The sequence below is a fragment of the Vibrio sp. SSH13-20 genome, from assembly GCF_040104475.1.
GTDB lineage: Bacteria > Pseudomonadota > Gammaproteobacteria > Enterobacterales > Vibrionaceae > Vibrio > Vibrio harveyi.
This window is the reverse complement of sequence record NZ_JBECOU010000003.1, coordinates 237480-251515: the sequence shown is the minus strand read 5'-3', so window position 1 is coordinate 251515 and position 14036 is coordinate 237480. Positions and strand designations below refer to the sequence as shown.

9 protein-coding genes and 1 other RNA gene are annotated in these 14036 nt (G+C 44.4%); 7 read left to right on the top strand and 3 right to left on the bottom strand.

All coding sequences use genetic code 11. The annotated features are described in order from the left end of the window. Positions 1 to 21 precede the first annotated feature (21 nt). Positions 22 to 1116, bottom strand: coding sequence for a PLP-dependent cysteine synthase family protein (locus tag ABMY42_RS09880; protein WP_009698329.1), 1095 nt, complete (start codon positions 1114 to 1116; stop codon positions 22 to 24). Between the two features lie 145 nt (positions 1117 to 1261). On the opposite strand from ABMY42_RS09880, the gene ABMY42_RS09875 reads away from it, so the two are divergent. Both ABMY42_RS09875 and ABMY42_RS09870 read left to right on the top strand, forming a co-directional pair. Then, positions 1262 to 1729, top strand: a complete 468-nt coding sequence (locus tag ABMY42_RS09875; protein WP_017188345.1) for an Lrp/AsnC family transcriptional regulator — start codon at positions 1262 to 1264, stop codon at positions 1727 to 1729. Positions 1730 to 2059: 330 nt separating this feature from the next. Beyond that, positions 2060 to 5107 (top strand): cadherin repeat domain-containing protein, encoded by a 3048-nt coding sequence (locus ABMY42_RS09870; RefSeq protein WP_349266264.1) that lies wholly within the window; start codon positions 2060 to 2062, stop codon positions 5105 to 5107. A gap of 57 nt (positions 5108 to 5164) precedes the next feature. On the opposite strand, the gene tesB is transcribed toward ABMY42_RS09870, so the two are convergent. Then, positions 5165 to 6025: an acyl-CoA thioesterase II gene (gene tesB / locus ABMY42_RS09865; protein WP_005446627.1), complete on the bottom strand. Its 861-nt coding sequence runs from the start codon at positions 6023 to 6025 to the stop codon at positions 5165 to 5167. Between the two features lie 167 nt (positions 6026 to 6192). Between tesB and ABMY42_RS09860 the strand changes: the two genes are divergently transcribed. After that, positions 6193 to 6627, top strand: coding sequence for a YbaY family lipoprotein (locus ABMY42_RS09860; protein ID WP_005446628.1), 435 nt, complete (start codon positions 6193 to 6195; stop codon positions 6625 to 6627). Between the two features lie 34 nt (positions 6628 to 6661). Here ABMY42_RS09860 and ABMY42_RS09855 read toward each other — a convergent pair whose 3' ends face one another. Further along, entirely contained in the window at positions 6662 to 6964 is a 303-nt protein-coding gene (locus ABMY42_RS09855; RefSeq protein WP_005446629.1) for a DNA base-flipping protein, read from the bottom strand. A gap of 273 nt (positions 6965 to 7237) precedes the next feature. Here ABMY42_RS09855 and ABMY42_RS09850 point away from each other — a divergent pair, with 273 nt between their 5' ends. From ABMY42_RS09850 to ABMY42_RS09835, 4 genes are all read left to right on the top strand, one after another. Then, positions 7238 to 7981, top strand: a complete 744-nt coding sequence (locus tag ABMY42_RS09850) for a hypothetical protein (RefSeq protein ID WP_005446632.1) — start codon at positions 7238 to 7240, stop codon at positions 7979 to 7981. 174 nt (positions 7982 to 8155) lie between these two features. Then, the gene (locus ABMY42_RS09845) at positions 8156 to 10153 is read left to right on the top strand and encodes a GGDEF domain-containing protein (protein WP_069686932.1); all 1998 of its coding nucleotides are present in this window, start codon (positions 8156 to 8158) and stop codon (positions 10151 to 10153) included. Positions 10154 to 10296: 143 nt separating this feature from the next. Further along, positions 10297 to 10393: signal recognition particle sRNA small type (gene ffs, locus ABMY42_RS09840), an RNA gene on the top strand. 860 nt (positions 10394 to 11253) lie between these two features. Further along, the gene (locus tag ABMY42_RS09835) at positions 11254 to 14007 is read left to right on the top strand and encodes a cation-transporting P-type ATPase (protein WP_047513164.1); all 2754 of its coding nucleotides are present in this window, start codon (positions 11254 to 11256) and stop codon (positions 14005 to 14007) included. The last annotated feature ends 29 nt before the right edge of the window (positions 14008 to 14036 follow it).

The window sequence follows — 14036 nt, the reverse complement described above, 5'->3', positions numbered from 1 at the left end:
TCTTTATTTGGCGTCTGAGTTTTACTCAGTGATTGGACCGCAACATGCTGGTTCAACGCAACCTTTTGACTGAATAATTTCAAGCTGTGCTAGGTAAGGTTGAATGTCACCGATGTTTTCTTTTACCCAATCCGTGTTGTAGTAAGTGTCTAGGTAGCGTTCACCAGAGTCACACAGAAGCGTTACGATAGAGCCAGTCTCACCCCGTTGTTTCATCTCACATGCAAGCTGAAGAACACCATATAGGTTGGTGCCTGTCGACGCGCCAACTTTACGACCAATTAAGCCAGACAGCCAATGTGCTGTTGCTACGCTTGCTGCATCAGGAATTTTGCGCATTTCGTCTACCACACCTGCGATAAAGCTAGGCTCTACTCGTGGACGACCGATACCTTCAATCTTGCTGCCGTTTTCGCCTTTAATCTCTGCGTTGCCAGACTGGAAGTAGTCATAGAATACCGAGTTATCTGGATCAACCACACACAGTTTTGTGTCGTATTTTTGGTAACGAATAAAGCGACCAATGGTTGCCGACGTACCACCCGTACCTGGGCTCATTACAACCCAACTTGGGATTGGATGATCTTCCAACTCCATTTGGCTAAAAATAGAGTTCGCAATATTGTTATTACCACGCCAGTCAGTTGCGCGCTCAGCATAAGTAAATTGGTCCATGTAGTGACCGTTTAGCTCTTTCGCTAGTCGACGAGACTCATCGTAAATTTGGTCTGAACGGTCAACAAGGTGCGCTTTGCCGCCGTAGAATTCGATTTGTTCAATTTTCTTGCGTGCCGTCGTTTTTGGCATCACCGCAATAAATGGTAAGCCAAGAAGACGAGCGAAGTACGCTTCAGAAACCGCTGTACTGCCTGATGATGCTTCGATCACCGTGGTTTCTGGACCAACCCAACCATTACAAATCGCGTAAAGGAACAGCGAGCGTGCCAAGCGGTGCTTTAGTGAGCCTGTCGGGTGGGTGCTTTCATCTTTTAAGTAGATATCGATGCCTTCCAAAGAAGGTAGATCTAACTTGAATAAGTGGGTATCTGCTGAGCGTTGAAAGTCTGCTTCGATTTTGCGTACAGCATTGTTGATCCAGTTGTGGTCAGTACACATAACATGACTCCTCGAAATTCTGTAGGGTAGTTGTTTTTGTCTATAGGGATAATCTACCTATAACTGCAGAGAAAAACTTTGCTATTATTGTTCTGTTATTTATCAAAAGTAGAAAAATTTTCTGCATTAAAGGGTTTTTATAGTAATGGGCTTAGATAAAATCGATAAGCAGTTGCTTTCTTTCCTCCAAAATGATGGAACCTTGTCATTAAATGACTTAGCTGAGCGAGTTAATCTGACGACCACGCCTTGCTGGAAGCGTTTAAAAAAGCTAGAAGATGAAGGCTATATTGAAAAGCGTGTCGCGCTACTGAGTGCGGAGAAGTTAGATTTATCCTTCATTGCGTTTGTGCAGCTCAAAACCAGTGATCACTCTGAAGGGTGGTATAACCATTTTGTGACGACCGTAAGTGATTTCCCTGAAGTGATGGAGTTCTATCGCATGGCAGGAGAATACGACTATATGATGAAAGTGGTCGTCAAAGACATGAAGTGTTTTGATGAGTTCTATAAACGATTGGTGAACAGTGTAAAAGGTTTATCCAACGTAACATCAACCTTTGCTATGGAACCGATAAAGTACACTACTGAGCTTCCAATTTATGGCGTTTAATTTCTCTTTCACATCTCCGTGAGCGCCTTTTTAGGGCTCACTTCTTTTACCTCTTACAATTATTAGCACCTCAAAGTGTGATTTGGTGCTTATATTTTAACCTGTTGAAAACCCAACATTTATTATCGCTAATTTAATAACTTAACGTAAGGTAAACGTTTGCTTGTTTTTTATTTTTGCAAGTTTTCGAAAATTGTCGGCAATTTATGGATCTTGTGAATGTATTTCGGGGTTGATAGGTATGAAATTAATCCCAAATGGGGGTGGTGATGAATAAAACATCGTATTATTATCGCGCCACATTCCTGATGTAAGAAATTATTACAAAAAATGAAAAAATATTATTTTCTCTTGTTTTTCGCTGCTGTTATTGCAGGTTGCGGTGGTGGGGGCGGTGATTCCAAACCCGATAATTCAAACTCTTCAACTCAAACGACCAAGCAAAGCCGTGCTCAGTTAAAGGTAGAAGACACAACGCTTGCCTTTGATGGCGTTGGTCACGTTCTTAATACAACGATGAGCAATGTGCAGGGCACGATCACATACCAAATTCTCTCTTCAACACCTTCTAATGTGGTCCAAATTGATGAATCTGGGCAATTGCAGATTCTGCGCCCTGGCATCGCGAAGGTAAAAGCGACGGATAACAGCTCGATTTATGAGTCTTCTGAGGCAGAGTTCACTGTGACAGTGAGCAAAGGCACTAACCCCGATTTAGTGGTCAACGAACTCAATTTGAACGCATTGAATAAAGACGGTGAGTTATTGGTTGTTCGTGGTCAACGAGGCCAAATAAGCTTTGAAGTGGTTGATGGTGATGAGCACTTGGTTCGCGTAAACCAAAATGGTCGCGTGTATGCTATTGGAGCGCAAGGTCAGGCGCGAATCCGTATTCACGATACGGGAGATGATTATTACCAAGCGCGCGATATTTATGCCAATGTCCATGTTTTCCAAGTTGGTGCTGAACAATTACAGTTTGCGCCTCTAAGCCCTGTTTATAGGGACGGTTTAACGCTAGAACCAGTTCGACTGGATGACGTCGAAACTGAGAGTCTTACGTTTAAGCTTGCTGACAGTAACGTCCAATCCGATGTTGTTGAAATTCTTGATAAGAACACCGGTTTACTGTTGATTCATAACGCAGGGCAGGTCGAAATAGAGGCGACGGCAACATACAGCCAAGGTTTTGTTCAGCAGCAACAAACAGCCCGTTTTGTGGTGAACGTTGCCAAAGGTAAGCGTCAGCCGCTCAACTCTATCAATATCGCTGCAAACTACAGTGCTAACCAATCGCTGTATCCTCTCGTTAGCAATGCAAAGGGCGACTACTATTTTGATGTGGCTGAAGGGCAAGATGTTGTTCGTGTATCCCCAAATGGAGACGCTCTGATCATACAAGGTGTCGGTCAAGCAAAAATCGACATTATTGAGCGAGAAATACGCAATTTTCCTAATACGCAAACTCAAATCACGGTTGATATTGCTCCAGCACCGCACCCAGACATGGAAGATGTTGCAATTGCTCTCACTTATCAAGATGAGTTAACAGTTCCACTGCAGTTTGCTGGTCAGAAAGGCAAACTCAGTTTAGTTGATTCTATTCCTGAAGGGCTGCAAATTGCTGCCGGTAAAATCTATGTAAATAGAGCAGGCAGCTATACGCTACGCTTTGAAGATGATGGTGGTGAGTATTATCAATCGACTCAGTTTGATGTCGTTCTTAATGTCGCCAAGGCTCAAGGCTCAGCAATGCCTGTGAAAGACTATGAGGTTGTATACAGCACAAATCATCAGTTCCAGTTATTACGTGATTTTGAGTTGCTCGCTTCTGGCGATGGAATTGAAGTTCTCGATAATACCCAGCCGAGTGTTGCTGATGCCATCGCGAATGGTCTGGTTCACGTGTATAAAGCGGGTGTGACAACCTTAACGTTACGTCGTAAAGAGAGTCAGAACTATACCGCGGGACCAGAGCAAACGGTAACCTTCACCATATTGAGTGCACCGAGTCGAATCCAGATTAGCTCTGATGTCGAAGTTAATTGGAACGCGCTTAAACCATCGGTAGCCAAACCGACAATTTCAGGAGTGGTTGGTCAGGTCAGCTATGCGTTTGCTGAAGGTTCAGAAACCGATGTGGTTTCATTAGACCCTAACTCAGGTGAAATGCGTATTCTGAATGCTGGCAACACAAGAATTGTCGTGTCTGATGTGGGCAATGAGCAATACTCCGCTGGACAAGCAAGCTTTAGTGTTACCGTTAAACCGATTGAGAGCCGTGCGACTATTGCCTATCCACAAGCGACATATGGCTCTGGTGACAAGTTACAACCTAATTTAAACGGTGATGGTGTCAAAGCTGAATATCGCTTGATCAACCAATCAGCGCCGTCTGTAAAAATGGCTTCAAACAATGGCGAGTTAACGATACTGCACGCTGGAGATTACATGGTTGAAGCCACGCTGACAGGACGTAACTACCTAACTAAAAAGGTCAGCTATCAGGGGAAAATAGGCAAAGCCGATCACCCTGGTTTATCTGTACTTCGCCAAGACGTAGAGTTTGAACCCTTCAAAGAAGTGGTGCTAGATTTTGGTCGAGCAATTGGCGAGCGCAGTTACGTACTACACAACACCAGACGTGAAAATATAGCGTCACTAGATCCTTCACGCGGTGTTATCACCTTAAAAGGTTATGATTCTAGTAGCGTTGTGCAAATTCGTGTTGCTGAGAAAGAAACCCGCGATTACAAAGAGATGAGTGACACTCCGGTAACAGTAGCACTCAACCTCTCTGCTTCTGGTGTGGCGGATAAGTACACACATTTAACAAGTGGTCAAACGGTCGTTGGTAGTGAATTGAATGCACAAAGATTCGCTAATTTAGAAGAAAGTGAATTTGGTATTATGGGAGCGAGCTTATTACGAGAGCCTACAGATGCTGAATTGGTTGAGAATGGCGAAGGTAAAGTTGCCCTGTTGCTGATGAGGCCAACAGATAATGATGACCCAATGGCAGTGCGAGCTGTGTGGATGCATATTGCTCGTTTTGATGGCTGTAGTGCACTATTGGACCCTAATGATCCTCGCCCATTCTTAGCGATCGACTATTCAGCGGAAGGTTACTGTAAAACCGGTGCAACCATTCGTATGACTCGTTATTTGGTTATTGATGACAGCAAGCTTGAAAAAGGAACCAAATACGAGATGGTCAGCCCATTGATTCAGTACCGACGTGGACATCGCGAGTTTATGGCCACTAAGAGAGGAGGACAATACGCGGAACCAGGTGTGATTTATGGTGAAGGTGAGTACGGTCTTCCTGACAGCTTGTACGAGTGGTCTGTTGTTACTTTTGAATATCAAAAAAACTAACTGACATAAAAAGGAGTGCATAAGCACTCCTTTTTTAGTCCCAATTTGTGAGAAGAGCTATTTGGTAAAGCGCATCACACCTTCTTGAACGGCCGTTGCAACAAGATGACCTTGTTGGTTGTAGATTTCCCCACGAACTAGACCGCGAGTGTTACTGGCGGTTGGACTTTCAATTACATACAGCAACCACTCATCCATCTTAAACGGGCGGTGGAACCAGATAGAGTGATCGATGGTTGCCACTTGGAAGTTCGGAGTCATCAATGACACTTCGTGTGGATGAAGTGCCGTTGTTAGGAAGCCCCAATCCGACGCGTAAGCTAGGAGATATTGGTGAATCAGTTGGTTCTCTGGCATTTCTCCATTGGCGCGAATCCATAGGTACTGTTTCGCTTCAGTTTTCTTAGGTTTCAATGGGTTTACGATGTTGACTGGGCGAGTCTCAATAGGTTTTTCGCCACAGAATGTTTTGCGTAAACGCTCGGGTAAGAACTCTGCAATATGGCTGGCAAGCTCAGTTTCCGAAGGGAAATTCTCCGGTCCAGGAATATCTGGCATGGTGTTTTGATGATCAAAACCAGGAGCATCGCCATGATAAGACGCCGTTAGATAGAAAATAGGACGACCATTTTGAATCGCTTTGACTCGACGAGTACTAAAGCTGCGCCCGTCACGTAGGTTCTCTACGTCATAGATGATTGGTTTCTCTGGATCGCCAGGATAGAGGAAATAACTGTGAAACGAGTGCACTGTGCGTGCGTCCTCTACAGTGTAACGTGCAGCAGATAATGCCTGTCCAATAACCTGGCCACCGTAAACTTGAGGTAAACCTAGGTTCTCGCTTTGACCACGGAACAAGCCTTCTTCTAGTTTTTCGAGTTGTAGTAGGCTGAGCAATTCTCTTAGTGGTTTACTCATGATGTCTCCTCACCTTGTTTTTATTGCTGCTTCAATTATGAAACAAAATCAACTGTTTGATAATTTCTAACTTAGTCAAACTATTGTCAAATAGATAAGCGTACAGCAGACAGTTTAATAATCTCCCTCTATACTTAGCGCGAATTGATACACCCGTTGAGGAAACTATGAAAAAAACACTACTACTTGTTACTTCTTTACTATTCGGTGCTGCACTAGTGGGTTGCCAAACTTCTCAAACAACAGAAATGGAATCAGCTGAGGCGTCTATGAAGACAATTACAGGTACAGTGGCTTACCGTGAGCGTATTGCACTGCCTCCCCACGCAGTCGTTACGGTTGCGCTAGAAGATGTTTCTCTTGCGGATGCCCCAGCTAAAGTACTAGCGAAACAAACATTCGAGACAGAGGGTAAACAAGTACCTTTGGCATTTGAACTGAGCTACAACAGCAACGATATCAAACCAAACCACCGTTACAGCCTACGTGCTCGTATCGAAGTGGATGGTAAATTGCGCTTTATCAATGACACAAGCATTCCTGTCATTACAGATGCAGAACAAACGCACCAAGCAAACATTCGTCTTGTTGGTACTCGTTAATCGTTAGCCCAACTGATTGTTAAAATGGCAGCCATTAAGGCTGCCATTTGTATTTTCTGAGCGAGACTTTTCCAATCTCAGACACCTCAATTCCCTCAGCTTCAAGCTTTTGCTTTTGTCTTTCCAGATCGCGACCTTTCAACGAAATCTTCCCTTGACTATTTATGACGCGAAACCATGGCAGTTTACTGCCTTCGGGTAGATTACCTAACGCTTTACCAACATGCCTTGCGTAGCCCGGATAGCCAGCCATTTTGGCAATTTCACCATAAGTAGAAACACGTCCGGTGGGAATTTGGTGAATTACAGCAAAGATTTGCATTAAAAATTGGTCCATACTGAAAGTGTCCATTGTTGTTTACCAAGGAATGGTAATACACAAGACTTGTACTTCGCTATCAGTTCTTGCTCCTTAACATCATTTGTCGCTCATCTCTCTTCACCGCCTTTTATTGTTTCTTTTGTGAGCTGCAAGTGATCTCTCAGAGTAAGTTGGAAATACAAAAACAAGCTTATGCTTAGTTTACATATAGACCCGCTCAACGACTTTTAATGCCCAGTTTGACATGCCGTTGAGTTACCAAGTTGGTTGGGGAAGCCAGGAGGCGCTATGATTTTTTCGACACTTCAATTTCTTATTACGACTCTTCTTGCCGTGGTGTGTGCTCGTGCCATCAGTTTGAGCGAAGGAGAGATCCCCGTTCTCGCCTTAATGATTCCCGCACTGTGGATATTGCCACAAGGAGGAATTGCCGGTTTGATTCTGCTCGGTGCCATGACCGTTTATGGTGTCACTCTGTCGATGCAGCCGATTGCATTGTCAGTGGGCGTTTTGATCCTATTCCCACTATTAATGGTCGTGTTCTCACGTCGTAGTTCACTAGGCGTATTGCTTACCGCTGGTCTGATTGTATTGACCTTACAAGTAGGCATTATGGTGACACAACAAGCCGGGAAGCTTGATGGCTCTGCGTGGTTGACAGTGGTACAAACCTTATCAGTGATAGTCATGTGGTGGGCAGCAAATCATTGGAAACCTTCAGAAAAACACAGTTGGTGGTCATTGCTGTTGTTGCTGCCACTGTGGTTAGCTGATTTGCCTTATGCTGTGCTTGTCGCACTAAGTATTACGGGAATTCTGGCTTCTATGGAGGCGTTAACTAAGATTCGAAATTCGATGCGTTGGGGTAAGTTGCTCTGCTGGACTTTGCCGACCGTAGGGTTCGCTGCATTAGTCGTTAGCCCAAACATTGAAGTACCAAACCCTGTCTTTGTTGTTTGGATTTGTTTGCTCGGAACGGCTTGGATGACGGACTACATCTTACGTAGTAGCGATGAGCAGGCAGAGTTATGAAATAGTTGTAGTCGCTCTGGGTAAATAGTGACCCGTGCGGCAGACTCTTGATTTGTTTATGAAATAATAGGCCGAATGTTATATGTTCGGCCTTTCATATTTATTGTGCATTTAATAATAAAAATTCAATCCTACCTTCAATATGTATGAAGGGTCCTTTTAGAAACGTTTGTCATGGTTAAAGTAGTTCAAAGGCTGTTGGTTTTTGCTTGCTTTCTATTGAGTTTGAGCCTCAAAGCAGAACCGGAACAAGCCCCTAATTATAAGGTAGCGACAGAGGCGGATGATGTCGTTACTCGCGTGTTATTTGACGCAGTAGCAGAACATTTTGGTGTTTCGATCCAGTACGTGAATTACTCGAGTTTCGACGCTATTTTGGATTCTGTTGCGAACGGTGAGAGCGACTTTGCTGCGAATATCACCTACACCTCAGAACGTGCACTGAAGTTCAGTTATTCACGTCCAACTAACATTGAATATACTTATCTGTATGGTTTGAATGACGCGACCTTAGGTGAAGCGAGTGTTGTTGGGGTACCAAAAGACACCATCTATGCAGAGCTTATTCAACAAAACTACCCTGAGTTGCTTCAAGTTCCTTATCAAGGGCATGAAGAAGCGGTGGCACTGCTGCGTTCTGGTCAAGTTGATGGGGTAGTAGATGCTATCAATCAACTCAAACCTATGTTGCTAGAAGGCTTTGATGCCAAACTTCTTAATGACCAAATCTCCATCAAGCCTGTTTCTATTGTTAGCCAGAAAGGATCACATCTTGATGAGTTGTCGACGTTTGCCAATTTTATTCACGATGAATCGGTACAAAAGCATTTACGCGAACAAGTTGCGCTATATCAGTTTGAACTTCGACAGACAGCATTGCGTGAATCTATTAAACGACTGCCAATCGATTTAGAGCAGCCTCTTACTATCAAGTTTGAATCCATCTTCCCTTACGTGGTTTATAAAGAGGACGGCTCTGTCGAAGGGATGACAGCAGACGTCGTAATGAAAAGCTGTAAAATTTTGGCTTTGAATTGTGTGGTTATCAGCAAGCCTGATGAAAGTTGGGAGTCCATGTACGCCCAATTTATCCAAGGTGAATTCGATTTATTAGCGCCACTGACCATCAGTCGAGAACGACGTGCTTTCAGTTACTTCCCTCAGCCTCATTACCAACCAACGTCGGTTATGGTGAAACGCTTGGGCTACAAGCCCAACGTATATTCCCATGTGTCTCAGCTTATTTCTGAACGTATTGGTGTGGTAAAAGATGACTTTTTTGATCAAATGCTTACCCAAATGCTGCCATTAAAAGAACTCAAGCGATTTGATTCTCAGCAAGCAACATTAGATGCCTTGTTAGCCAGAGAGATTGATTACATTGCGATGGACACCGCTATGCTGAATCATTTCTTACGTTTGAGTGAGTTAATTCCAATTGAACAAGACGATGCGATTGGTGAGTTTTACGAATCGGAATTGTCGATAGGGTTAACAACCAATCAGCGTGGTGAAATTCTCGCCCCATACTTTAGTCGAGCAATCTCCATGCTAGATTTGGAGAAAATTGTTGCTCAGTATGACTTAAGACCAGATTGGCGAACCGCCTTAGAATATGAAGTTCGTTTGGCGACGCAGACTCAAGCTGTGTTTGTTTTTGTGCTGGTGTTTGCGGTTGGTGTCAGCTTGTACCTATATCGTCAATCAAACACTGACAACTTGACTGGATTGAGAAATCGACGCTCGTTACAACTTAAGTACCGACAGGGTGTACCAAAGGATCTTGCGGTCTTGTATCTCGATATTAACCACTTCAAGCAAATCAACGATACGTTTGGACATCGAGCAGGGGATAAAGTGTTGCAATTGCTGTCGCTCAAAATACATCGTGTGTGGGCGGGTAGAAGTTATCGTATTGGTGGTGATGAGTTTATTTTGCTTGGTTATCCTACTGAGGTTCAGTTAAGTCGAGCGGTTGAAGAGCTGAGTTCACTGGATGTCAAAGACGAACAATCTGATGGTTTGAATGTGGTAACCATTTCTGTGGGTGTTTCCGCCAAGCGAGAGCGAAGCGTTAGTCTTGAGCAAGCGTTGCATTTAGCAGATGAAGATATGTACTCGAGCAAACAAGCTTCCCGGAATTGTAATGAAGCAAACCCTTGTATGGTTTAGCTTTAATAGACTGAATTGACCGAGTTTTGTCCAAACGGAAGTGAAAAGGACAAATTCGTCGCTTTAGCCCTTGCAATCCGAGAGGCGATGCTGAATAATCCTCACATCATTTGAGACAAGCTCTCAAAGCAAGAATTATGGGGCTCTGGTCCTCTCGCAACAATAGCTCGTGAACTCGGTCAGGTCCGGAAGGAAGCAGCCGCAGCGTGTGACTTGTGTGCCGGGATGTGGCTGGGGTCCCACCCTTTAAAAGCCTCGCTTATACAGCGAGGCTTTTTCGTTTTTATCTTCTGCACTTTAGAGCCATTCAATACCCTGATTTCTGTACCTATACCCAAGTTGCTTCAGTGACACGCTCCCGAAGGGCGAGTTGCCTTGGTTCGCATGCTTCGTTAACAATTTTCGATTTAGAACCACTAGATCTTCAAATTGTTGCCTCGCCTTCAAACCAAGTCATTCTCGCTGAACCAAGCATCTCGAGGTTACTTGGGTACACATGGACGAGCTTCATTCTATGGAAAGGAATCTAAAGTCGCGCTTTTCCCCGCGTTATTCCTTTTTCCCAGAATATGCTCAGAAAATAAATATTCATTACCGATGAATGCAAGTCTTTATATTCTTACAGTGCTCGCATCATTATTTTCTGTTAGCAATTCTTTTATCTTCTCGTTCCTGTTTATTCGAATGGTTTGTCTGCTTGTTAGATTTGTTAGCAACCTTTAAGAAAATTAATCTGTAGAAAAATTACACTTTTCGGGAAATATGAAGTGTATTTTCCGTCTATTCGGGGTCTTATTCATGATCTTTTACACTTGTTTTATTTTTTGTATGACAAAATAAAATTGAGATTGATTGGGGTCAAAGATTCGTCCGCATTCGCCTTTTTCGGGGCTGAAAGTTAATTACAAGTATTCATTGGTTCGGGTAGGTTATTTTTACTCGCTGACATAACACTGAATAGATTCTTGATAAATATTCAAAATGAAAATAAACGGTGCAAAGGTGACGAGCGAGGTGATTTAACTCAATTCTATTCAGCGAATGCTTTTTATCAGTTTGAAATTGTACTGATGTCGCTTGAATGCTTTTTGGAGACCCCCATGACTAAAAAGTGGTTTACTGAGTCGGTTGAAGAAACACTGACTCAATTTAATGTATCAACTGAGCAAGGTCTGACTTCGGAAGAAGTAGAACAGCGTCAGGCTGAACACGGCAAAAATGAGCTACAAGAGCAAGAAGGCAAATCTGCGCTTGAGCTATTTCTACACCAATTTAAGAACCCATTGATCTTCATTCTGGGTATTGGTGCGATTGTTTCCTTCTTCACTGGTCACCTAGTTGATGCGATTGCCATCACTGTGATCATCTTCATCAATGCCATCATTGCATTTTGGCAAGAGTTTAAAGCTCAGAAGGGCATGGAAGCACTGCGAGAAATGGCAGCCCCAACCGCACAAGTTCGTCGCAATGGAGAATGGGTTGATGTCTTGGCGCGTGACATTGTGCCAGGCGATATCCTAAAGATTAATACGGGTGACATCCTCGCAGCGGACGTGCGTATCATCGAAGCGAACCGTCTCGCAGTAGATGAGGCTGCGCTTACTGGTGAGTCTGAGCCGGTTGATAAAATCGTCAAGGTGATTGAAGACGAAACCGTTGGTCTTGGTGATCAGCGTAATATGGGCTTTATGACCACGATTGTGACGACAGGTACAGGCTTAGGTGTAGTAGTCAGCACAGGCATGAAGACGGAAGTCGGTCATATTGCGGATATGATGGCAAACACCGAAGAAACCAAAACACCAATGCAAGAACGTATGGATACCATCGCGAAGACCTTGATGGTTGCGGCTTTGGGTGTGGTTGCTGTGGTTTGTGGTATCGGTCTTTACCATGGTATGCCTTGGCTCGAAATCCTCAACACGGGTATTTCTCTATCGGTAGCAGCAATTCCAGAAGGTCTACCAACGGTTATTTCAATTGTGTTGACCATGGGCTCAACACGTATGGTGAAGAACAACGCATTGGCGAAGCAGCTTTCTGCGATTGAAACGCTCGGTTCAACCACGGTTATCTGTTCGGATAAAACCGGTACGCTGACACAAAACCAAATGCAGGTAATGAAAGCGTACGATGCAAGTGGTCGTTACTGGGAAGTGTCGGGCAAAGGCTTTAGCCCTGAGGGGGAATTCAAACCTCTAGGTCATACGGTTGATGCAAAGCAAAGCCCAGAAATGATGAAAGGCTTGGTAGTTGCGACCCTGTGTAATGATGCGGAATACATCAAAGATGGTGATAATTCGTCAGTGCGTGGTAACCCAACCGAGGGTGCACTGATTGTTGCCGCGGCAAAAGCGGGTCTGGAACAATCAGACATGCTATCAACAGGCGGTTACTCTATCGTCGAGAAGTTCCCATTCGACTCTGCACGTAAGATGGCGTCAGTGATTGTTAAAGGACCTGATGGTAAGCACTTCCTTGCTATCAAAGGTGCGCCAGATGTGGTGTTGCGTAATGCCTCTGGTTTTATGGTTGATGGTGGTGAGCTACCAACAGCTCCAACCATGTCGACAGGTAGCCTTGCGTTAGCGGCAAGTCCAGCAGAAGAGGTCATCGCGAATTATGAAGCGGCAATTCAGGACTTCGCAGAGCAAGCGCTTCGTACTTTGGCGGTGGGTTACAAAGAGCTGACAGAGGATGACCTAAAGCGTGATCCTGCTGAGCTAGAGAAAGATGTGACCGTGCTTGGTTTGTATGGAATCATGGACCCACCGCGTCCAGAGGTTCGAGATGCAGTAGAGAGTTGTTACAACGCTGGCGTTCGCACGGTAATGATCACGGGTGACCATGCACTCACTGCAGCGGCAATTGCACGCGAAATCGGCATTATCCGCAGTGAAAAAGACTTGGTTATAACGGGAGCACAACTGGATGAAATGGACGATGAGGCATTGCGTAAGATTTGCCCGGAAGTGGCAGTCTTTGCCCGCGTGACGCCAGAACACAAGCTGCGTATTGTTCAAGCTCAGCAACACAATAATGAAGTGGCAGCGATGACGGGTGATGGCGTTAATGACGCACCTGCCCTTCGTCGAGCTGACATTGGTGTTGCGATGGGTATTACCGGTACTTCGGTGGCCAAAGATTCAGGCGATTTGATCCTTCTGGATGACAACTTCAGTACGATCGTGAAAGCCGTGCGCCAAGGACGTCAGATCTTCGATAACTTGCGTAAGTTCATTCGCCAAGCACTGACAGCGAACGTGGGTGAAGTGTCGGTTATCTTATTTGCTTTCTTGATGATGGGACCTGAGGCGATTCTACCACTCACGCCATTGATGATTCTTTGGATTAACCTAGTCTCTGACGGCTTGCCTGCTTTGGCGTTGGGTGTTGAGCCAGAAGAGAAAGACTTGATGGAACGTAAGCCGCGCAAGCGTAACGAAAGTTTCTTCAGCGACCATCTCGGTACACGTATTGTGACGCGTGGTTTAGCATTAGGCGGAATGAGTTATTTGGCGTTCAACTGGGCATTGAGTAGCGGTCAAAGCGCTCAATATGCACAGACAATGGCATTCGCAATGTTGATTTTTGCCCAGTTATGGCACTTGTTTGATTCGCGTACGTTTAACTCGCTATATCGTAAGAACCCATTCACCAACAAATACCTACTGGGGGCAGTCGCAGTATCAGCAATGCTGTCTCTTGGCGTTATTTATACGAGTCTTGGTCAGCTTATCTTTAATACCGAGGCGCTGAGTGCTGGTCACCTATTTGGTGTGATATTAGTGTCTTCACTGCCAACGTTCATTTTGTCTGGTATCAAAGAGATGACGAAAACCAAAGTCGTTTAAGAATGGTGATGTCGATTCTTTCAGCATAG

Bases quoted from the DNA above. Each gene is read 5' to 3' on its own strand.
- ABMY42_RS09880 (WP_009698329.1), bottom strand. From the start codon at position 1,116: ATGTGTACTGACCACAACTGGATCAACAATGCTGTACGCAAAATCGAA.
- ABMY42_RS09875 (WP_017188345.1), top strand. From the start codon at position 1,262: ATGGGCTTAGATAAAATCGATAAGCAGTTGCTTTCTTTCCTCCAAAAT.
- ABMY42_RS09870 (WP_349266264.1), top strand. From the start codon at position 2,060: ATGAAAAAATATTATTTTCTCTTGTTTTTCGCTGCTGTTATTGCAGGT.
- tesB (WP_005446627.1), bottom strand. From the start codon at position 6,025: ATGAGTAAACCACTAAGAGAATTGCTCAGCCTACTACAACTCGAAAAA.
- ABMY42_RS09860 (WP_005446628.1), top strand. From the start codon at position 6,193: ATGAAAAAAACACTACTACTTGTTACTTCTTTACTATTCGGTGCTGCA.
- ABMY42_RS09855 (WP_005446629.1), bottom strand. From the start codon at position 6,964: ATGGACCAATTTTTAATGCAAATCTTTGCTGTAATTCACCAAATTCCC.
- ABMY42_RS09850 (WP_005446632.1), top strand. From the start codon at position 7,238: ATGATTTTTTCGACACTTCAATTTCTTATTACGACTCTTCTTGCCGTG.
- ABMY42_RS09845 (WP_069686932.1), top strand. From the start codon at position 8,156: ATGGTTAAAGTAGTTCAAAGGCTGTTGGTTTTTGCTTGCTTTCTATTG.
- ABMY42_RS09835 (WP_047513164.1), top strand. From the start codon at position 11,254: ATGACTAAAAAGTGGTTTACTGAGTCGGTTGAAGAAACACTGACTCAA.